General features: G+C 44.8%; 18 protein-coding genes. 6 read left to right on the forward strand and 12 right to left on the reverse strand.

All coding sequences use genetic code 11. The features are described 5' to 3' along the window. Positions 1-30: 30 nt before the first annotated feature. The 8 genes from V1U08_RS08605 to thrS form a co-directional block, all read right to left on the reverse strand. Positions 31-1,662 (reverse strand): glycoside hydrolase family 32 protein, encoded by a 1,632-nt coding sequence (locus V1U08_RS08605; RefSeq protein ID WP_330470415.1) that lies wholly within the window; start codon positions 1,660-1,662, stop codon positions 31-33. A 277-nt stretch (positions 1,663-1,939) separates the two neighbouring features. After that, positions 1,940-4,342 (reverse strand): phenylalanine--tRNA ligase subunit beta, encoded by a 2,403-nt coding sequence (gene pheT / locus V1U08_RS08610; RefSeq protein ID WP_330470416.1) that lies wholly within the window; start codon positions 4,340-4,342, stop codon positions 1,940-1,942. Positions 4,343-4,360: 18 nt separating this feature from the next. After that, positions 4,361-5,344 carry a phenylalanine--tRNA ligase subunit alpha gene (gene pheS / locus V1U08_RS08615; protein WP_014231614.1) on the reverse strand — a complete coding sequence of 328 codons (984 nt, stop codon included), beginning with the start codon at positions 5,342-5,344 and terminating at the stop codon, positions 4,361-4,363. A gap of 378 nt (positions 5,345-5,722) precedes the next feature. Further along, on the reverse strand, positions 5,723-6,532 hold the full coding sequence (locus V1U08_RS08620; RefSeq protein WP_020333032.1) for a helix-turn-helix domain-containing protein: 810 nt from the start codon (positions 6,530-6,532) through the stop codon (positions 5,723-5,725). Positions 6,533-7,173: 641 nt separating this feature from the next. Then, positions 7,174-7,527: a 50S ribosomal protein L20 gene (rplT, locus tag V1U08_RS08625; protein WP_004727974.1), complete on the reverse strand. Its 354-nt coding sequence runs from the start codon at positions 7,525-7,527 to the stop codon at positions 7,174-7,176. A 40-nt stretch (positions 7,528-7,567) separates the two neighbouring features. Continuing rightward, positions 7,568-7,762 (reverse strand): 50S ribosomal protein L35, encoded by a 195-nt coding sequence (gene rpmI, locus V1U08_RS08630; RefSeq protein ID WP_005377932.1) that lies wholly within the window; start codon positions 7,760-7,762, stop codon positions 7,568-7,570. Between the two features lie 121 nt (positions 7,763-7,883). Next, on the reverse strand, positions 7,884-8,435 hold the full coding sequence (infC, locus tag V1U08_RS08635; protein WP_076633413.1) for a translation initiation factor IF-3: 552 nt from the start codon (positions 8,433-8,435) through the stop codon (positions 7,884-7,886). 3 nt (positions 8,436-8,438) lie between these two features. Beyond that, positions 8,439-10,367, reverse strand: coding sequence for a threonine--tRNA ligase (gene thrS, locus V1U08_RS08640; RefSeq protein ID WP_330470417.1), 1,929 nt, complete (start codon positions 10,365-10,367; stop codon positions 8,439-8,441). A 318-nt stretch (positions 10,368-10,685) separates the two neighbouring features. On the opposite strand from thrS, the gene V1U08_RS08645 reads away from it, so the two are divergent. Beyond that, on the forward strand, positions 10,686-11,672 hold the full coding sequence (locus tag V1U08_RS08645) for a DUF3187 family protein (protein WP_118118269.1): 987 nt from the start codon (positions 10,686-10,688) through the stop codon (positions 11,670-11,672). Between the two features lie 5 nt (positions 11,673-11,677). Here V1U08_RS08645 and V1U08_RS08650 read toward each other — a convergent pair whose 3' ends face one another. Continuing rightward, positions 11,678-12,421 carry a sporulation protein gene (locus V1U08_RS08650; RefSeq protein ID WP_330470418.1) on the reverse strand — a complete coding sequence of 248 codons (744 nt, stop codon included), beginning with the start codon at positions 12,419-12,421 and terminating at the stop codon, positions 11,678-11,680. Between the two features lie 528 nt (positions 12,422-12,949). Between V1U08_RS08650 and hutC the strand changes: the two genes are divergently transcribed. From hutC to V1U08_RS08670, 4 genes are all read left to right on the forward strand, one after another. Continuing rightward, a complete protein-coding gene (hutC, locus tag V1U08_RS08655) occupies positions 12,950-13,657 on the forward strand; it encodes a histidine utilization repressor (RefSeq protein WP_020333030.1) in 708 nt (235 codons plus the stop codon). Positions 13,658-13,784: 127 nt separating this feature from the next. Further along, positions 13,785-15,035, forward strand: coding sequence for an imidazolonepropionase (gene hutI / locus V1U08_RS08660; protein WP_330470419.1), 1,251 nt, complete (start codon positions 13,785-13,787; stop codon positions 15,033-15,035). Between the two features lies 1 nt (position 15,036). Beyond that, a complete protein-coding gene (hutG, locus tag V1U08_RS08665) occupies positions 15,037-16,035 on the forward strand; it encodes a formimidoylglutamase (RefSeq protein WP_330470420.1) in 999 nt (332 codons plus the stop codon). Positions 16,036-16,335: 300 nt separating this feature from the next. After that, positions 16,336-17,061 (forward strand): DUF3581 domain-containing protein, encoded by a 726-nt coding sequence (locus V1U08_RS08670; protein WP_014231605.1) that lies wholly within the window; start codon positions 16,336-16,338, stop codon positions 17,059-17,061. A gap of 67 nt (positions 17,062-17,128) precedes the next feature. Here the strand turns inward: V1U08_RS08670 and V1U08_RS08675 are convergent, their stop codons facing one another. Together V1U08_RS08675 and ygiD are read right to left on the reverse strand one after the other, a co-directional pair. Next, complete coding sequence (locus V1U08_RS08675) at positions 17,129-18,115, reverse strand: glutathione S-transferase family protein (RefSeq protein WP_330470421.1); 987 nt, start codon at positions 18,113-18,115, stop codon at positions 17,129-17,131. Between the two features lie 17 nt (positions 18,116-18,132). Then, positions 18,133-18,957, reverse strand: coding sequence for a 4,5-DOPA dioxygenase extradiol (gene ygiD / locus V1U08_RS08680; protein WP_330470422.1), 825 nt, complete (start codon positions 18,955-18,957; stop codon positions 18,133-18,135). Positions 18,958-19,103: 146 nt separating this feature from the next. On the opposite strand from ygiD, the gene V1U08_RS08685 reads away from it, so the two are divergent. Next, entirely contained in the window at positions 19,104-20,006 is a 903-nt protein-coding gene (locus V1U08_RS08685; RefSeq protein WP_330470423.1) for a LysR family transcriptional regulator, read from the forward strand. Positions 20,007-20,050: 44 nt separating this feature from the next. On the opposite strand, the gene V1U08_RS08690 is transcribed toward V1U08_RS08685, so the two are convergent. Continuing rightward, on the reverse strand, positions 20,051-20,512 hold the full coding sequence (locus V1U08_RS08690) for a methyltransferase family protein (protein WP_014231601.1): 462 nt from the start codon (positions 20,510-20,512) through the stop codon (positions 20,051-20,053). Positions 20,513-20,525: the final 13 nt, after the last annotated feature.

Consider the following 20,525-nt stretch of genomic DNA (forward strand, 5'->3'; position numbering starts at 1 on the left):
CGCAAGTGCGGGGATTGTTTGCAACCATTTTTATCTTTGACTAAAAGGCGCTTTAATCGGTTTATAAAGGCGGAATGTCGCTGTTTTCTCTTCGCCTTGAATCGAAATTTTCGTCGCATCTTTATCCGTGAATACACGCGACGTCATGACCGCTGCACCACCGTTAACGAACACTTCAAGCGAAGAATTATCGGCAAGAATACGAAGTTCAATACGTTCACTCGCCAACGGCAGCTCACGAATCGTATCTTGGGCACGATTAAGTGTTTGTGAACGATCCATTATCAGACGTCGGTTTTCTTCATCCGCTCGTAATACGAATTTCTGCACGGAGTTTTCAAATAGATTCAGTTCGTCGCCCCAATCTAAAGTAACCGTCAGATCAAAGGACTTAGTCCCAACATCCACGCCATTCGAATCCAATTTGATCTCAGAAGAAGACTCAATCAAGGATTCCATTTCAAGAATAGGCCACTGGTATAAAGCACCATCCCGATACGACAGCTCTCTCATCGCAGTAAGCTGGTGTACCCAACCGTTACCGGTGCTTGGCTGATCTACTTCGTCGGGCAACCCCATCCAGCCACACATTACACGTCTGCCATCCGGCGTTTGCATACTTTGCGGTGCGTAAAAATCAAAACCGTAGTCTAAATGCTGAAAGTCACCCATTCTCAAGCCATCACCATCAACCCATTGCGCTTTCACAATTCCATTATGATGAGGAATGGTGTTATGTTCAGAGAATGAGGGAATACCCTGTGGACCAATAACGACAAACAGTTGTTCGTTCAATGTAAACAAATCCGGGCATTCCCACATGTAGCCAAAATCACCCATCTCTTCACCAAATAAACCAACGAACGCCCATTGGTACAGATCTTCAGACTGGTAAATAGCCAGACGCCCTTTCAGCTCTGTTGTCTGTGCACCGAGCAACATTAGCCACTTATCGTTATGACGAACGACTTTTGGATCTCGAATATGTGGGGTGACATTAGGTGGCAGAGCGTCAATGACGGGGCCATGCTTGGTAAAGTTCAAACCATCGCTAGAGGTCGCTAAACATTGGGTAGTTTGTCTGTCCCGCTCTTGCCCTATACGGGTATTTCCGGTGTAGAACAGCATCAACTCTTTCCCCTGACTTAATGCGTGTCCAGAAAACACACCGTGGCTGTCACACCAAAGTGAAGGCGTCAAAGCGACGGATTGCCATTCCCACTCCACCAAGTCTTGGCTCGTTAGGTGCACCCAATGTTTGTCCTTGTGTTCACAGCCATAAGGAAACCATTGGTAGAACAGGTGATAAGCACCATCATGATAAATAAACCCGTTGGGATCATTGAGCAACCCCTGCGGTGGAGAGATATGCCATGATGGGCGATATTCGCACTCAACAGGCTGCTGTAAAACAGAAAAACGTTTAGATTGCTGGGCCGCAATATCTTCCCCCACTTTGAGCAACATCTCTGTGGTCAAGCTCTCTGGACGGGAGAATGTTAACTGAGTCTCTCCCTGAATCTGATCTCGGGCTTTTATCAGTTCAGAATCCTGAACTAAATGCTTATCCCGGACTTCTATCATAAGGTCTTTTTCTGTAAGCAGAGTACGGGTGATATTTTCAATACCGCCACAAACATCAAAGTATGGTGCTAAAGACATCAGTTTACCTAAACAGTTAAATTGGGAACGTTTGCAAAATTAGCATAGCATCCATTAATTTCCTAGTTTTCCACATATTTTAAGTAGCCATAGTTGAGGTAGGTCTTGTTTTTAGACCCGATAAAGTCCATTAAACGCCATTATCTTCACTTTTAGTTGGGAACGTTCCTTATTTGTCATGCTCGTTTATTTTGATTTACTGACTGAAAGTATAAAAAAACCCTGCCGAGTTGGCAGGGTTTTTAAACACTCTAATTAGAGAAGAGTTGCGATACGCTTAGTCACGTAGAGTTGCACCAAACTTCTCAGATACGTGAGCAACGATAGCTTCTACCGCACCCGCGATGTCTGCATCTTCAAGCGTGCGCTCTACTGATTGTAGAGTCAGAGCGATTGCAAGGCTCTTCTTACCTTCTTCAACGCCTTTACCTACGTAAACGTCGAATAGTTTCGCATCTTTCAGGAATTCGCCACCCTGCTCTAGGCAAGCATTAACAATGTCACCTGAAGCAATTGCGTCATCCACTACTACCGCGATATCACGACGGTTTGAAGGGAACTTAGAAAGCGCGACTGCTTCTGGAATCACTTTAGCGTTAATTGCAGACCATTCGATTTCGAATACGATAGTGCGGCCGTTTAAACCAAACTTACGCTCAAGCTCTGGGTGAACCGTACCGATTACACCAACTTCTTTGCCATCTACGATGATTGCAGCAGATTGACCTGGGTGAAGTGCAGGATGCTTCGCTGCTGCGAAAGAGTACGCTTTTTCGTTAGCAGATAGCTCAAGAATCGCTTCTAGATCACCTTTAAGATCAAAGAAATCAACTGTGTTAGTTTCGATGTCCCAGTGCTCTTCGCTACGAGTACCAGCGATAACACCTGCTAGCATAGGCTCTTGACGCATACCGTTTTCAGCAGATTCACATGGGATGAAACGCAGACCGTATTCGAATAGACGAACGCGTGGCTGTTGACGTTTCTGGTTGTGAACAACCGTGTTCAACAGACCTTGGATAAGGCCAAGACGCATTGCTGACATATCTGCTGAAATTGGGTTTGGAAGCACTAGCGGCTCAACACCCGGAACAACCAGTTTTTGTTGCTCAGGCTCAACGAAGCTGTAAGTAATTGCTTCGTGGTAACCACGGTCAACAAGAAGATCACGAACGCGTTTCAGTGGAAGATCCGCTTCAACGTGGTTGTGCATCTTAAGCGCTGCTGCTGGGTGCTGGTTTGGAATATTGTCGTAACCGTAGATACGGCCAACTTCTTCAATCAGATCCTGCTCGATAGCGATATCGAAACGCCACGTTGGAGCAATAGCAACCCAACCTGCTTCACCGTTTTCAAGAGCAGAAGCTTCAACCGTTAGACCAAGACGCTCCAGAATTTCTACAACGTCAGCATCTTCGATGTGGTGACCTAGTAGGTTGTCTAGTTTCGCGCGACGTAGTGCTACTTTGTTTGGCTTAGGCAGGTCTGCTTCAGACTCAACCGCAACAACAGGAGCCACTTCACCACCACAGATTTCAACAAGAAGTGCTGTTGCACGTTCCATTGCGCTTGCTTGAAGTGCGTAATCCACACCACGTTCATAACGCATTGAAGAATCAGTATGCAGACCGTAGCTACGCGCGCGACCACGGATGTGGTCAGGTGCGAAGAACGCACACTCAAGTAGGACGTCTTTAGTTTCTGATGTTACACCAGAACCTTCGCCACCAAAGATACCAGCAATAGCGAGTGCTTTGTTGTGGTCAGCGACAACTAAAGTATCTGCGTTTAGTTCTGCTTCGCTACCGTCAAGAAGTGTTAGCTTCTCGCCTTGCTCCGCCAGACGAACAACGATGCCGCCTTCGATCTTCGCTAGGTCGAACGCGTGCATTGGTTGGCCTTGCTCAAGCAGTACGTAGTTAGTGATGTCTACTACAGGGTCGATAGAGCGGATACCACAACGACGCAGTTTCTCTTGCATCCAAAGTGGAGTTTCAGCTTGAACGTTTACGTTCTTAACTACACGGCCCATGTAACGTGGACACGCTGCTGGCGCTTTTACGTCGATAGATACTGTATCTTCAATAGAAGCAGCAACGGCTTCTACTGCAGGTTCAGTTACATCAGCGCGGTTAAGTACGCCTACTTCACGAGCCATACCACGGATGCTGAAACAGTCAGCGCGGTTTGCTGTTAAGTCTACGTCTACCGTTACGTCGTTTAGACCTAGGAATTCGCGGAAATCAGTACCGATCGCTGCGTCTTCTGCCAGTTCCATGATGCCGTCTGATTCTACGTCGATACCTAGTTCAGTAAATGAACAAAGCATGCCGTGAGATGGCTGACCACGTAGTTTTGCTTTCTTGATTTTGAAATCACCAGGAAGCACTGCGCCTACTGTAGCAACTGCAACTTTTAGGCCTTGACGACAGTTAGGCGCACCACAAACGATGTCCAGAAGTTCTTCTTCGCCCACATCGATTTTAGTTACGCGTAGTTTGTCTGCATCTGGGTGTTGACCACATTCAACAACGTGACCAATTTTAACGCCAGTGAATGAACCCGCTACAGGAAGAACGTCGTCTACCTCAAGGCCGGCCATTGTAATTTGGTGAGTTAGCTCGTCAGTAGTAACCGCAGGGTTTACCCACTCACGAAGCCATGATTCGCTGAATTTCATGTTAATGAACCCTCTGGATTACTTGAACTGTTTTAGGAAACGAAGATCGTTCTCGAAGAACGCACGCAGGTCGTTCACGCCGTAACGAAGCATCGTCAGACGCTCAACACCCATACCGAATGCGAAACCAGAGTATTTTTCAGGATCGATGCCTACGCTACGTAGTACGTTCGGGTGAACCATACCGCAGCCTAGTACTTCTAGCCATTTACCGTTTTTACCTTTCACGTCTACTTCTGCTGAAGGCTCAGTGAATGGGAAGTAAGATGGACGGAAACGTACTTCTACTTCCTCTTCGAAGAAGTTACATAGGAAATCGTGCAGAATGCCTTTCAGCTGAGCAAAGTTTACGTTCTCATCAACCAGCATACCTTCCACTTGGTGGAACATTGGCGTATGCGTTTGGTCGTAGTCGTTACGGTATACACGGCCCGGTGCGATGAAACGGAATGGTGGTTTGCCATTTTCCATCGTACGGATCTGTACGCCTGACGTGTGAGTACGAAGCATCAAATCTGGGTTGAAGAAGAAAGTATCGTGATCAGTACGCGCTGGGTGATCAGCGGCAATGTTTAGCGCATCGAAGTTGTGGAATGCATCTTCGATCTCTGGACCAGACTCAGTGTTAAAACCAAGTTCGCCAAAGAACTTCTCAATACGTTCTACAGTGCGAGTTACTGGGTGTAGACCACCATTTTCAATACGACGACCTGGCAGGGTTACGTCGATGGTTTCAGCAGCTAGTTTTGCTTCAAGCTCAGCGCGTTGAAGCGCGTCTTTGCGAGCAGCGATTGCTTGCTGAACGGCACCTTTCGCTTTGTTGATCTCTTGACCAGCTTCACGGCGCTCTTCTGGTGGTAGTTTGCCTAGGCTTTGAAGCTGAGCAGTTAGCTCACCTTTCTTACCTAGATACTGAACACGCACTTCATCAAGTGCGACTAGCGATTCGGCAGCTTCAATTGCAGTGCTTGCGCTAGCAATGATCTCTTCTAGATGTTGCATCGTTTCCTCATCTACCTGTTGGTAGTATCCATAAGGGAGTGATTGGTTTTTTGATAGCTGTACATAGTAGCCAAACCAGACACCAATGCCAAATTGAATTACGAAAAGAAGAGGTTATTGAATAAAAAGAACACAAAAACGCAAAAAAAGCACTGTTGTTATTAAATTGAGCCGAATTCATCTGAGTTGATTACGGAAAATGAAACTCGAACAATACGTGATTTTCACAAAGAACAACTAATCAAAGGGAAACCGTAAACATTCACGGCGAGAGTATTTCGAAGCTGCTGCAAGATACCGCTACTATTTCAAACCAATGTCTATTTCAGACATCCCATGGTTTAAGAAATAGTAGAGATACCAACAAGCGAAGAATAGTTAAATAGATAAACTCGGTTTTTCACCCGCGGATGCAATCGCATAGCGAATGTCGTCAATAAAATGCGTGTTTGTCTCAGTAATGCCATCAGAGAATGTGACAGGCTGATGCGGGCCAGCCAATACGACGATGTTGGTGAAATCCGAAACGTCATAGTTCTCTGCGACAACATTCTTTGAATGGAAATCAAGCACTGTCTTGGCGACAATGTCTTCAAGCTGTAAAAGCTGCTCTTCAGTGATCTTCATCCTTGCCAAAGCAACACGGACACAGTTCTCAGCGGCAATGGCCTGCTTTTTAATGATTTCTGTGTATTTATCGTTAAGCTTCGAGTTCTCAGCATAGCTGTAAAAAAGCGGACCATGCAGGGTAATATTGTTCTCTTCATCAACATAGACGAGATCCAACAGCTCAAGAGCCTTGAGATAATCAGACATGCTCTGTTTAGACAGTTCATACTTTTTCTTCAAAATAGAGTAACCGTCTTTACCACGTAGCATCCTTAACTCGCGATAAAAGTCGTAAAGGTGTGGGTATTGGAAAAACACTTCATCTTGAGTGCGGCTAAAGTAGTCTTCGTCTTCACCTTGAAGCTGGTCTGCTAGCTTTTGCAGTTCATCTAACGTGCAATCAATGGCTCTGCAGTATTCGAGTAATTTATCTAGAGCTAGGTTGGTACTGGTTAAATGTCTTTTAAAAGTGGACAACGGCATGCCCATTTTTTCAGATAGCTCTCGATATGTTAGCCCTTTTGTCTTAATCGCTTGTCTTAAAGCGGCTAGCAAATACTCGGGAGTCAAATCTCTCATCTACGATTCCTTTTTGGCAAAGTTACAGCTGCACAACATTTGTAACAACTTAGAATCACTCAGCTAGTGAATAGTTCATATTTTTATCATAAAAATATGAATTAATATACCGCCCCTTACATTCGCATGACAAATGGCACATTGAAAAATGCTGTTGATTTCATTATTCCCATCAAATCTTATTGATAATAAAAACAAATAAATTCAGCATTTATTTAGACACTTACAACATTCCGTTCATAAACTTCAGAATGTTACACCATAGAAATTATACCATTTCAGAATGTTACACTTTACCAACCCAAAACATTGAATGAATAATAATTCACAATATGCGCAGTAAAATACAATTTATCAAACCAGGGGAAATTAATCGCTACCCCCTCCCTTTTACGACATTGAAACCGTGGACTTTGGTAAAATCATCATCGACTTGGATTAACCTACTATGACAAGCGTAGAATTTAGCAGTTGGACTGAGTAATGGCTTTCACCTGCTCACAGACAAGTATGGTATGACAGCTGGAGAGACGATAAGAGCAGTAGAGATAAGGGAATTGAGAGAAATATGAGGGATTGGCTTTTAGAGGTAATAAAAAAGGAGAGCTAATGCTCTCCTTTTCTTAAACCTAAACTGCTAATTAAAGAGCAGCTTTCGCTTTTTCAACTAGAACTGCAAATGCAGCTTTGTCGAATACTGCGATGTCCGCAAGGATCTTACGGTCGATCTCGATAGATGCTTTCTTAAGACCGTTGATGAAACGGCTGTAAGATAGACCATTTTGACGAGATGCCGCATTGATACGTGCAATCCAAAGTTGACGGAATTGACGTTTCTTAGCGCGACGGTCACGGTAAGCGTATTGACCAGCTTTAGTAACTGCTTGGAAAGCTACGCGGTAAACACGTGAACGCGCACCGTAGTAACCTTTAGCTTGTTTTAGAACTTTCTTATGACGTGCACGAGCTTGTACACCACGTTTTACGCGAGGCATTATGCTTCTCCTAAACTAAACGATTGATAACTATAAAGAATTAAGCGTATGGCAACATACGGATTACTGCAGCCACTTCACATTTAGGAAGGATTGCATTTGGACGTAGTTGACGCTTGTTCTTAGTAGTACGCTTAGTCAGGATGTGACGTTTTGTAGCGTGCTTGTACTTAATACCACCAGCAGTTTTCTTGAAACGCTTAGCAGCACCTTTGTTGGTTTTCATCTTAGGCATGATGAATAACTCCGCATTGTAGTAGTTTAATAAACAATGTAATTAGGGCGAACAAAACCCAACCGCTAACCTTCTATTCAAAGGGAATCGGCTAGGTTTTAATTACTTTATGAGCCGTTAATTACTTCTTTTTAGGGGCTAGCACCATGATCATCTGACGACCTTCAATACGGCTAGGGAAAGATTCAACTACAGCTAGTTCTGCAGTATCTTCTTTCAAGCGGTTTAGAACGTCGACACCGATGTCTTGGTGTGCCATCTCACGGCCACGGAAGCGAATTGTTACCTTCACTTTGTTGCCTTCTTCTAGGAAACGCACCAGGTTGCGTAGTTTTACCTGGTAGTCTCCAATATCAGTTCCAGGTCGGAATTTTACTTCCTTGATCTGAATCTGCTTTTGCTTCTTCTTCTGCTCTTTCGCAGCCTTGCTCTTTTCAAAGAGGAATTTACCGTAGTCCATCACACGACAAACTGGCGGCTCAGCGTTAGGACTAATCTCAACAAGATCCATACCTGCTTCTTCAGCAGCAGCAATCGCTTCTTGGATCGATACAACACCAACTGATTCACCGTCAGCGCCTGTTAGTCGAACTTCACGAACGCCACGAATTTCACCGTTTAAACGGTGTGGGTTTTGTTTTACCGGCTGTTGGCCGCGTCTTCCGCCTTTAATAGCTTATTCCTCCAGATTGAGCTTACGGCTTGAAATCTCGTCTTGGATGTAAGAGATAAAATCATCCACCTTAAATTTACCGAGATCTTTACCTTTACGAGTACGCACTGCAATTTCGCCAGCTTCCATTTCTTGGTCACCAACGACAAGCATATACGGTACACGCTTCAAAGTGTGTTCGCGGATTTTAAAGCCAATCTTCTCATTTCTCAAGTCCGCTTTAGCTCTAATTCCACTTTTTTGTAATTTTTGTACTACTTCTTGAACATAATCTGACTGTTTATCAGTAATATTCATAAGAACAGCCTGTTCTGGTGCCAACCAAGTTGGGAAGAAACCAGCATATTCTTCGATAAGGATACCAATGAAACGTTCTAGGGAACCTAGAATTGCACGGTGAATCATTACCGGAACTAGACGTTCGTTGTTTTCACCTACATAAGTTGCACCTAAGCGACCAGGTAGGTTGAAGTCTAACTGAACCGTACCACACTGCCATGCACGATCTAGACAGTCGTATAGCGTGAATTCAATCTTAGGACCGTAGAACGCACCCTCGCCTTCTTGAATCTCGTATGGAATTTCCATTGATTCTAGAGACTGTTTCAATGCTTCTTCAGATTGATCCCAGATTTCATCAGAACCTACACGTTTTTCTGGACGAGTAGACAGTTTCACTACGATGTTGTCGAAACCAAATGTTTGGTACGTATCGTAAACCATCTTAATACAGCTTGTTACTTCCTCTTGGATTTGACTCTCTGTACAGAAGATGTGAGCGTCATCCTGAGTAAAGCCACGTACACGCATGATGCCGTGTAGTGCGCCAGATGGTTCGTTACGGTGACATGAGCCGAACTCTGCCATACGTAGCGGTAGGTCACGGTACGATTTTAGACCTTGGTTAAAGATCTGAACGTGACCTGGACAGTTCATTGGCTTGATTGCGTATTCACGGTTTTCAGAAGAAGTTGTGAACATCGCATCTGCGTATTTGTCCCAGTGACCAGAGCGTTCCCAAAGAACACGGTCCATCATCAGTGGGCCTTTTACTTCCTGATAGTCGTACTCGTTTAGTTTGTCACGAACGAACACTTCTAGATCACGGAAGATAGACCAGCCATTGTGATGCCAGAACACCATACCCGGTGCTTCTTGCTGCATGTGGAACAGGTCTAGTTGCTTACCGATTTTACGGTGGTCACGCTTCGCAGCTTCTTCAAGGCGAGTTAGGTGAGCCTTAAGTGCTTTCTTATCGTGGAAAGCCGTGCCGTAAATACGCTGAAGCATTTTGTTGTCGCTGTTACCACGCCAGTAAGCACCCGCAACATTCAATAGCGTGAAATGTTGACAGAAGCCCATGTTAGGAACGTGAGGGCCACGACACATGTCGATGTATTCTTCATGGTGGTAAAGACCTGGACGATCATCACGAGATACGTTTTCGTCTAGGATTTCCACCTTGTATGGTTCGCCACGTGATTCAAACGTATCACGCGCTTCCTGCCAGCTTACTTTTTTCTTAACAACTTCGTACTTGGTCTTCGCAAGGTCTTTCATACGCTTTTCAATCTTCTCAAGATCTTCTTGCGTTAGAGACTCGTCTAAGTCGATGTCGTAGTAGAAGCCGCTATCGATGGTTGGACCGATCGCCATTTTAGCTTGTGGGTAAAGCTGCTTTAGAGCGTGACCAAGAAGGTGCGCACATGAGTGACGAACGATTTCCAGACCGTCGACTTCATCTTTTACTGTGATGATCTCAAGGCTTGCGTCTTCTTCAATTAGGTCACACGCATCAACACGGTTACCGTTAACACGACCAGCGATAGTTGCTTTTGCAAGACCAGGACCGATCGATTGCGCAACTTCCATTGTAGATACTGGGTTGTCAAATTGACGCTGACTGCCGTCAGGAAGAGTAATAATAGGCATGCTATGTCCTTTACAGTGGTGTTGCATACCAAGCAACACATGTTATTCAAATTTAGAAGCTATTTGTTGGAAAATAGTTGAATTCGATGAAGGTCTCTCGGTAATACGAATACCGGACCATTATCGGAAGAGCAGATTGTACCTAGCTCACAATTAGAATGCAAAGAGCGATTTACTCTGTCATTTAATCTTCACCCTTCGGTCGCTAAACACAAGCAAAAACGGTTAACACAAAGAAAAGAAAATAAAAATCGGAAACCAGAATGGAAATTTAACACTATATTTACATTAATGAGTCATTTCCGTTTAGGTATTCATATGATCAAAATGAGATGGCATCCTACCCTATTTTGCACTGTTGTATGTTTCTCAACCCCTGCATTGGCCGCCAATGACTTTTATGGCCCGCTCCGCGCCTACGCTCAATCACCGATACAATCGGTTAGTCATACTAATTACTTACGCTCAGGATTTAGTTTGCCTTCAGATTACATTGAAGGTTATGCATCAGCCACAATAGCCAGTGTCTGGGCTCATACGGATGAGTACGCTTTAGATTATTATCATAATCAGGTCGAGGTTGGTGGAAAATGGCAAATCAGCAGCCGCTGGCAGTGGGAGCTCAACTATCGCTGGGTATTTGAAGCCGATAACCATCTGGATGGTCTTACTAGAAAATTCCATGATTTATTTAGTATCGATCAAAATGGACGAGATGAAGTAGGCAAAGGCCGATCTTACATATCAATGCCCCAATACGGCGTTTTTGAGGACGACTTTAGCAGAGAAACCATCGCCAATAATATTTCCACTTACGTCCAATACCAGATATTTCAAAGCAAACAGCATGGCTTGTCGCTCGGTGGCAGCCTTTATTACGACAAGGTTACTCACGGCACTTTTAAAGGAAGCAGTTTTGAACAAGGTTTTCAGGTCAACTATAGCTATCTGAATAGCGACCATGCCATTTATTCAATGATAGGAATGACCTTTCGTCCTGACGACCGTGCAATGCTCAACTTACCCTATCGAAAGAACACGGCTGCAATTTCAGCTGGCTATCGTTACTCCCTTGCCGAAAATCACCATATGATCATTGAGTACCACTGGTACCAAGGTTCAGCTGCAGGCCCGGACGAATTTGCCGATGCCGCCAAAGAGATTAAAGTTGGCTATCGTTACCTAATGCAAAACTCTGCTTTGGAGCTCATCGCTATAGAGAATGTGGGAAACATGGACAACAGTACCGATATCGCATTTACGATTGGCTATCGGTACTTATTTAGGCCGGGATCAGACAGCTAATCCAATTATAAACTTAAAGTTGGAGCAATCGCTGCGGCGACTTGAGCATCTGTCGCACTGATTGGCAAAGTAAATGAACGATACTGATCGCCAGACAAACTGAGCGAACGGTCGATTTCTGCTAAACAGTGGATGACTTGCCCGCCTAAAATGAAGGAAAGTTCAATTTCTTTCGAAGAGATGAAACCGTTGTTACGGAACTCCAATTCCTGATAGATACCTGAGCGAGAAGAGAAAGAACCGCCGCGCAAGAAACCTTTTTCAACATCCGCTTTCACCATTGAAAATCCGGCTTGTTCGATCGACTGAATGACTCGTGATACCACTGGCAGTGGCTTAACTTCAATATAGTCGCGGTCACGCGGGTCCATCGCGAAGTCAATATCTAAGGTTGTTTCTAACCAAACGTGGCACTGATTTTTTAATGCGTTGACCAGAGTAATGGGTGTTTCATCATGTAACTTCAATTGAAACGGTACTTGCTTTTCTTCATTGGCTTGAATCACAAAAGGCTCAACAGCTTTCAGCTGATCAAGCGTAAACGTCTCATATCTGACGCTGTCATCCACTTCTACTTTCATTTCCGTATTCAGTTTAATGGTGATTGCGTCAATGCGCTGTTCTACATCGCCACCAATAATTTGGACATACCCTGTAAGCGTTGAACCCTGGTAAACACTCATCTCGTCCAAAATGGTATCCACTTTTGCCGAACCAATACCTAATGATGCTTTTAACTTTTTAAACATTTCTTCCCTTACGTCTCTATCATTTTTATTTTGATTGTGAACTATTTACACAATTGCTTCGTGCGCTTCAAGTTATATACCCAAATGACTTCAAGATGCAGGATTCAGAGCGTTGTCACTGATACTAGTTCAAGGAAAATAATGAAGCGGAATAGCAAGCTCTTTCCAAGTTATTTGACGCAGAAATTGTGTCAGTGACACGCTCCCGAAGGGCGAGTTGTCTTGACTCACAGCCTTTGTTAACGATTTTTGATTTAGAACCACTAGATCTTCAAATCGTTGCCGCGTCTGAGAGCCAAGTCATTCTCGCTGAACCAAACATCTCGAGGTTATTTGGGTATAGACAACAAGAATTCGGGCTATTTCCCTTATCGATGAAAAATAACCACGCGGCTCCAACATTCAGCATCAGAGTCACTCACGCAATGCTGTGACTAAACCAGCCATATTGATACCCGTTGGAGAGAACTGTTTGCTATTTTTCCTCAAATTGAGCACTATTTGTATAGTCAATTAAAGGAGCTCATTATGTCTGCGCCACTCTACATGCAAATTAAGCAATTTATCCTCGATAAAATTGAAACCGGAGAGTGGATGACCGGACAACGTATCGCCACTGAGTTCGAATTAACGGAACAATTTGAAGTCAGTAGAATGACCGTGAACAAAGCGATTCGAGATCTCGTGAATGAAGGCAGGCTTCAACGTCGCCCGCGGCTTGGCACATTTGTCTGTGATCCGGTTGAGAAATCGGAGTCACCATTGCTAGACATCCGCAATATTGCTGCAGAAGTGAGGGACCGCGGCCGTGAGTATCGCAGCAAGGTTCTAAAACAGGTCGCGATTAAAGCCGATGCGACCATCGCAACAAAACTTGGCGTGATGCTGGGCACCACCGTATTCTACAGTGAAATTATCCACTACGAAGACAGCACGCCAATTCAGTTGGAACTGCGCTGGGTCAACAGCCAATATGCGCCAAGCTACCTGGACCAAGACTTTACTCATATCACGCCTAATCAGTTTTTGTCAGACAACTGCCCGCTCAGTGCCATCGAACACACTGTGGAGGCTATCGTTCCTGACAACCGCATAAAGCTTGATCTCAATATGTCATCTAACGAGCCTTGTCTTCTCCTAAACCGAAGAACCTGGAGCCAGGATAAATTGGTCAGCACGGCTTTACTTTACCATCCAGGGAATAAATACAAACTGAGTTCCAAAGTACTGATTTAAACGAGTGGGAATAACAATCCTCCTACTCTTCGATCACACCTTTACAACATCAATCTTGTCATCGATACTTTCTTGTTATACATATTTGTATATACATTTAAAACTACAAACCAAATAGGATATAAAAATGGACTTGCTGATTGAAAATGCGCGTCTGGTCACTATGACGCAAGGGGAAGCAGGATATCTGCCTACATCACCTGCGCGTGTCGGGATTCAATCTGGGAAAATCGTCGCCATCAGTACTCGTGCCTTTGGTGAGGACGACCCTCAGATCGAGTCACAGCTAGATCCACAGCTCTACCCTCAAAGTTTCGATCTGCAAGGCAAACTGATGATGCCGGGTTTAATTGATTGCCATACTCACCTTGTTTATGCAGGCAATCGCGCGAACGAATTCGAGATGCGTTTAAACGGTGTGCCGTATCAGGAGATCGCTCAACAAGGCGGTGGTATTCTCTCTACCGTAAAAGCAACAAGAGCGGCCACTGAGGAGCAACTCGTCGAACTCGCACTTCCTCGTCTAGACGGACTGCTCGCTAGTGGCGTGACTTCAATAGAAGTGAAATCAGGCTACGGGCTAACGCTCAATGACGAACTCAAAATGTTGCGTGCAGCAAAAGCACTAGAGCAAGAACGAAAGGTTAAGATAACTACTACGCTGCTTGCTGCGCATGCACTACCACCAGAGTTTGCTGGTCGCGCGGATGACTATATTGAACATATTTGTCAGGACATCATCCCACTCGTTGCAGAAGAAAAGCTCGCCACCAGCGTCGATGTTTTTTGTGAATCTATCGGCTTTAACCTAGAGCAGACAGAAAAAGTGTTTGCCACAGCAAAACAACACGGCTTAAAAGTAAAAGGCCACACAGAGCAGTTATCTAACCTTGGTGGCACCGCGCTTACTGCACAGTACAACGGCCTCTCTGCCGATCACATTGAGTTCCTCGATGAAGAAGGTGTTATTGCGCTGTCAAAATCAGAAACGGTCGCAACCTTACTGCCCGGTGCATTCTACTTTTTGCGTGAAACGCAACTGCCACCGATTGAGTTACTGAGAAAGCATCACGTACCGATGGCGATCGCAACTGATGTTAACCCAGGTACATCACCATTTTCCGATATGACCCTGATGATGAACATGGCGTGTACCCTATTCCGTCTGACGCCTCAAGAAGCACTACGAGGTACAACCCAACATGCAGCAAAAGCATTGGGCTACGAAGAGTCTCGAGGAGCGATAAAAGTTGGCTTTGATGCCGATTTCTCGATTTGGGATATCGACCATCCAGCAGACCTTAGCTACCAAGTCGGTGCAAAACGTCTGGTAGGTCGTATAGTAAATGGTGAATACATTGCACATGGAGGCCTTTAAGATGTCTCAATCCGATTTACATAACCCGCTATTTCACTGGCAAGGTCGTCATGATGCCGAAGATGGTAAGCTTGGCCAACGTATCCACCATGTTGTCCAACATCAGCCAGCTCACGAGCTGGAAAAAGTGGCGCAAGGCGTTTCAATATTAGGCTTTGCTACCGATGCTGGCGTAGCAAGAAACAAAGGCCGCGTCGGAGCGAAGAAATCGCCTGATTTAATCCGTCGAGCACTGGCAAATCTTGCTTGGCACAAAGATGCCCCAATTTACGATCTCGGAACGGTGGTATGTGAAGACGATTTGTTGGAAGAAAGTCAGGCTCGTTGTGCAAGTACCATTGCTCAAGCACTTCCCCACACGCCAGTCATTGTGTTGGGCGGCGGGCACGAAATTGCATGGGCCTCATTTTCCGGACTTGCGGAGTACTTTAAGTCACATCATCCGGATAAAAAGCCGAAAATTGGCATTATCAATTTCGACGCGCACTTCGACCTGCGTGCTTTCGAAAGCCAGGTAGCCGATGTGAAGCCAAGCTCCGGTACCCCATTTAATCAAATTCATCACTTTTGCCAGCGCAATGACTGGGCATTCCACTATGCGTGTTTAGGGGTGAGTCGCAGCAGCAATACTCAGGCTCTATTCCAAAAAGCGGATGACTTAAATGTGTGGTACGTAGAAGATCATCAGCTTAGTTATTTGAACCTCAGCTACCATCTGACGCAACTGCAGCATTTTATCGACGATTGTGATTACCTGTATCTGACGATTGACTTGGACGTATTTCCAGCGGCAACGGCTCCTGGTGTGAGTGCGCCAGCTGCTCGTGGCGTGAGTTACGATACGATTGCGCCATTCTTAGAGCGTATTCTTCATTGTAAAAACAAGTTGATGCTGGCCGATATTGCCGAGTACAACCCAAATTATGATATCGATAGCCAAACGGCACGCTTAGCGGCTCGTTTATGTTGGGACATTGCCAATGCGATGGCAGAGAAGTAACTCCAGTTATTATTTAAACTTCTTTCATTAATGCAGTATTTAAAAGGCTCTACCTAAAGTGTGGGGCCTTTTTGTGTCTATACTTCTATCATATAAGTGAATACCTAGATATCGCCGTGTCATGAACACTGAGGTCTCTGGCTTTAAAGGTATTAAAAGTAATTCAAGTGTGCGTTTTTAAACATTTATCTTTCGATGATCATATCATGGTGAAGATACGATGAAATCTCACTGGATGGACCATTGCCCGTCAGTGTTTCGCATATAATCCCTTACAGTTTTGGTTACTACGTAAAAATTATGTTTCTAACACCTTATTTTTCTAACAATGAGCACCAGTTTCAGTTCACTCGCGAGCAGGCAAGTCACTTTGCGAAGCGCGTAGCTGGCGATTACAACCCAATCCATGATGAAGACAACAAACGCTTCTGTGTACCTGGCGATCTACTGTTTGCCGTACTGCTAAGCAAAGAAGGCATCAGCCAAAAAATGCGTTTCAACTTCTCTGGCATGGTAAATGACGGCGTTGCGCTTCATATTGAGAATAAGTGTGAGAAAGAAAGTGCAGTTGTTGATGCAGCTGGCAAAGAATATTTGCACATGTCTCGCGAAGGTGAAACCAACCGCGACCCAGCATTTATTGAACATGTAGTGACGAATTACGTTCAGTTTTCTGGCATGAACTTCCCTCACATCATGGTTCCTCTTATGGAAGAGCAGCAAATGATGATCAACTGCCAACGCCCATTAGTAATTTACGAAAGTATGGAAGTTGAGTTCTCTCGTCTGGATCTAACCCATCCGGAAGTAGAATTTACAGGCGCAACTTTCGATGTAGACGGCAAGCGTGGCGTAGTGACATTGAACTTCGCGTTCAAAGAAGATGGTGAAGTTGTCGGTAACGGTATTAAGCGTATGGTTGCAAGTGGTTTGAAACCTTACGACCAAGAAGCTGTTGATGATTTGGTCACGCGCTTCCATGAGCGTAAGGACGCATTCTTAGCAAAGTTCGTTGAGGCAGCGTAATTACTGCCTCATACTCCTAAGACACCAAATTCTAGCGGTAACGACTTAATGCGTTACCGCTATTTTTTTAGCCCGTCTTATTCGCGTTTCTTGCTGACTGAATCATTGCCTCAATATAGGCAGGTCCGGTTGGGCGAATTCCCGCTGGATTTAGCTCTTTTATCGAGTAATAACCCGCTGTAATGTGATCGATACTGACCGTATCTACCACACCCGGAAGATTGAGTATGCGTTCCATGTAGCTGGAAAGGTTCGGATAATCTGCAATTTGCTTGCGATTGGTTTTGAATAAGCCGTGATATGCCGCATCAAAACGAATCAAAGTAACAAAGGTACGGATGTCCGTTTCTGTTAGTTGATTACCAACCAGATAATCTTGTCCTTCCAAACGCAGTTCCAACTCGTCCAACATATCAAATACTTTGTTTACCGCTTCTTTATAAGCATCTTGGGACTGAGTAAAGCCAGCCTTATAAACACCATTGTTGAGATCGTTGTAGATACGTGGGTTAAGTTCTTCAATCTCAGCAGAAAACGCCTCTGGATACAGCCTGATATCCGATGGAACAATCTCTTCAAAAGCCGTATCCAGCATTCGCAGAATATCCGCACTTTCGTTGTTCACCAGTACATTTTGTTTCATGTCCCACAACACGGGTACCGTTGCACGCCCAGTGTAAGTCGGGTTCGCACGCGTATATATCTCATGCATGTACTGCGATGAAAACAGCGGATCGGTATCAGCACCATCGTAGCCACCAAATGCCCACCCTTGTGATGTCATTTGAGGATTGACCACGGTGACAGGAATAATATCTTCCAACCCTTTCAGTTTACGTGCGATCAATGTGCGCGATGCCCAAGGACAAATTAATGCGACATATAGACGGTAACGTCCTGGCTCTGCTTTAAATCCCCCAGTTCCTGTAGGACCCGGGCTACCATCCGGAGTAATCCAGTTACGAAACTCGGAGACCTGTCGAACAAAGCGTCCCTTATCATCCGCTTTTTGTAACGCTTTCCAGTTTTCTGTCCATTTGCCATTCACTAACATACTTTAATCCCCTAATTTTAAGCGCCGTTGAAAACGAATGAGCGCATTGAGATTGAACCTAGCTCGACACCTTGTGAGGTATAAATGAGTTCATCTTTCAAATTTGATGCTCCAGCGATCGTCAATGCTGGCGCGTAATGCTCGAGTGTCGGGTTAGCCATTCGCAATAGGCTGCCCATAGAAGCAACATCGGCTAACGATTTAAAGTCACGGTTATTCAGTTGGTCAGCGACATACTGATCAAATTCAATCGCCCAATCGTGTGGCTTGCCATCAAACTGCAAGGCTCTCAGGTTATGAACGATATTGCCCGAGCCAAGAATCAACACACCTCGATCGCGCAGTTCAGAGAGCTTTTTACCGATGCTTAAGTGCCAGTTCATGTCTTTGGTGATATCTATGGATAATTGAAACACTGGCACATCAGCAGCCGGGAACAGTGAGTTCAACACTGACCATGCACCATGATCGAGTCCCCAAGTGTCATCGGTATGTACATGATGATCTGACAATAGCGCAGCGACTTCTTTAGCGAGCTCTGGATGCCCTTTCGCCGGATATTGCTTCTCGTATAACGCATCTGGGAAACCGTAAAAGTCATGAATGGTACGAGGTAATGCAGATACGTCGACCAACGTACTACCTTGAGTCATCCAGTGCGCAGAAACCACTAGTATCGCTTGAGGTTTTGGCAATGTACGTCCCAGTTCCACCCAACTGCGTGTGAATTCATTATCCTCAATGACGTTCATTGGGGAGCCATGACCAAGGAATACCACCGGCATTCTTGGTGAAGCTTTAAATCTGTTTTTCAGATTTTGAAGTGAGGACATAACGCTCATCGCTTTTCCCTTAATTTGTCAGTACCACAACATTGTGGTTCGTTTTAACTTGGTATGGAGAAATTATGTACGCAGCAAACTTTCAATACAATGACGATTATGTAGAATGATATTCAACAAAACGTTCCTAATATTGGGGTATTAAGATGGACTTGGTTGATGGTTTAAAAGCATTTGTCGCCACCGCACAAACAGGGTCTTTTACAGAAGCAGCACAAAGGCTCGGCGTATCTAACCGAATCACTTCTAAATATGTCGCTCAGTTAGAGGAAAAGATTGGTGCACAGTTATTACAGAGAACGACTCGGAAAGTTGGCCTCACTCCCACAGGTCAGGCGTTGCTTGCTCGGGCCCCTACACTGTTAGACGAACTTGATGACCTGCTTGGCGCAATATCTGAAGAATCCAAAGGATTGACGGGGGTGCTGCGTGTTTCTGCCCCACTAACTTTTGGAGAGATTTACATCACCGGGTTGTTGAGTCGCTTTTCTGCCCTTCATCCTCAGCTATCGATTGATCTACGTTTGAGTGATTCCTACGTAGACTTAGCCACAGAAGGCATTGATTTAGCGTTTCGTATCGGACTGCCAGACACAGCGACACTCAAAGTAAGGAAGCTTGGGGAAATCACCAGTTGCGTCGTCGCCTCGCCTGAATACCTGAAGCAACGAGGGACACCAAATACACCGCAAGAACTCAAGGATCATTTCTGTATTATCGATACCAACCGAAGAGGTCACAACAAGTGGTTATTCTATCGCGGCAAACAAGAAACCGCCGTCGTACCTGAGAGGAACCTGATGGTGAACAGTGCTCGCATCGCAAAAGATTGGGCGATAGATGGACGAGGGATAGCGATTTGTCCAGATTTCGTTTTACACCATGATCTTGAAAGTGGAAGGCTGGTACAACTCCTCGACGAATACAGCATGAATAAGCACCCGATTAACGCGGTCTATTTAGAAGGCAACGTAATACCGCGAAAAGTCCGGGCACTTATCGATTTCGTGGTAGAAGACTTCGCTCAAAGACCACCAGGTGCTATTTAGGCCAAAATTAAATCGCCTTTAGAACATAGCGAAACGATCTGCGCTTATATCCAGCGACGTACCCGGTTTTTGTATTTCAGGTAATCTTCACCAAACAGCCTTTCTAACACGTGCTCTTCAGGCTTAATTTGGTAACGATTCATATAGGAGATAAACAGAGCACCACAAGGGATGACGCTAAGGTGCTGCCACCACAAACCCAGAGCGATAATAAGCAGCAACAGAGCCACATACATCGGGTTTCGGGTATAGGCGAAGACACCAGTATTTACGACAGATGACGCAGACTCAGGCTTAACTGGATTGACCGTTGTCTTCGCTTTACGAAATTCATAAACGCCGGCAATGCCAATAAAGCCCGATAACAGCGTTAAAGCAGCAACAACAAATTCGACAAAAGGGACTGTGATCTTAAATGTCGGCGTCAGTCCTTTCAGCCAATACATAAGTAAAACCACCAGCAAAAAGACCGCGACAGGTGGCACTCTAAGTTCAAGTTTTCTCAAGGTTCAAATCCTT

This window comes from Vibrio sp. YYF0003, from assembly GCF_036350715.1.
Classification (GTDB): domain Bacteria; phylum Pseudomonadota; class Gammaproteobacteria; order Enterobacterales; family Vibrionaceae; genus Vibrio; species Vibrio natriegens.

What these genes read in the sequence shown, in the direction of transcription:
- V1U08_RS08685 (WP_330470423.1), top strand. Translation starts at nt 19,104, where the DNA reads ATGGACTTGGTTGATGGTTTAAAAGCATTTGTCGCCACCGCACAAACA.
- rpmI (WP_005377932.1), bottom strand. Translation starts at nt 7,762, where the DNA reads ATGCCTAAGATGAAAACCAACAAAGGTGCTGCTAAGCGTTTCAAGAAA.
- thrS (WP_330470417.1), bottom strand. Translation starts at nt 10,367, where the DNA reads ATGCCTATTATTACTCTTCCTGACGGCAGTCAGCGTCAATTTGACAAC.
- V1U08_RS08670 (WP_014231605.1), top strand. Translation starts at nt 16,336, where the DNA reads ATGTTTCTAACACCTTATTTTTCTAACAATGAGCACCAGTTTCAGTTC.
- V1U08_RS08620 (WP_020333032.1), bottom strand. Translation starts at nt 6,532, where the DNA reads ATGAGAGATTTGACTCCCGAGTATTTGCTAGCCGCTTTAAGACAAGCG.
- V1U08_RS08645 (WP_118118269.1), top strand. Translation starts at nt 10,686, where the DNA reads ATGATCAAAATGAGATGGCATCCTACCCTATTTTGCACTGTTGTATGT.
- hutI (WP_330470419.1), top strand. Translation starts at nt 13,785, where the DNA reads ATGGACTTGCTGATTGAAAATGCGCGTCTGGTCACTATGACGCAAGGG.
- pheS (WP_014231614.1), bottom strand. Translation starts at nt 5,344, where the DNA reads ATGCAACATCTAGAAGAGATCATTGCTAGCGCAAGCACTGCAATTGAA.
- hutG (WP_330470420.1), top strand. Translation starts at nt 15,037, where the DNA reads ATGTCTCAATCCGATTTACATAACCCGCTATTTCACTGGCAAGGTCGT.
- V1U08_RS08605 (WP_330470415.1), bottom strand. Translation starts at nt 1,662, where the DNA reads ATGTCTTTAGCACCATACTTTGATGTTTGTGGCGGTATTGAAAATATC.
- hutC (WP_020333030.1), top strand. Translation starts at nt 12,950, where the DNA reads ATGTCTGCGCCACTCTACATGCAAATTAAGCAATTTATCCTCGATAAA.
- rplT (WP_004727974.1), bottom strand. Translation starts at nt 7,527, where the DNA reads ATGCCTCGCGTAAAACGTGGTGTACAAGCTCGTGCACGTCATAAGAAA.
- V1U08_RS08675 (WP_330470421.1), bottom strand. Translation starts at nt 18,115, where the DNA reads ATGTTAGTGAATGGCAAATGGACAGAAAACTGGAAAGCGTTACAAAAA.
- V1U08_RS08650 (WP_330470418.1), bottom strand. Translation starts at nt 12,421, where the DNA reads ATGTTTAAAAAGTTAAAAGCATCATTAGGTATTGGTTCGGCAAAAGTG.
- pheT (WP_330470416.1), bottom strand. Translation starts at nt 4,342, where the DNA reads ATGAAATTCAGCGAATCATGGCTTCGTGAGTGGGTAAACCCTGCGGTT.
- ygiD (WP_330470422.1), bottom strand. Translation starts at nt 18,957, where the DNA reads ATGAGCGTTATGTCCTCACTTCAAAATCTGAAAAACAGATTTAAAGCT.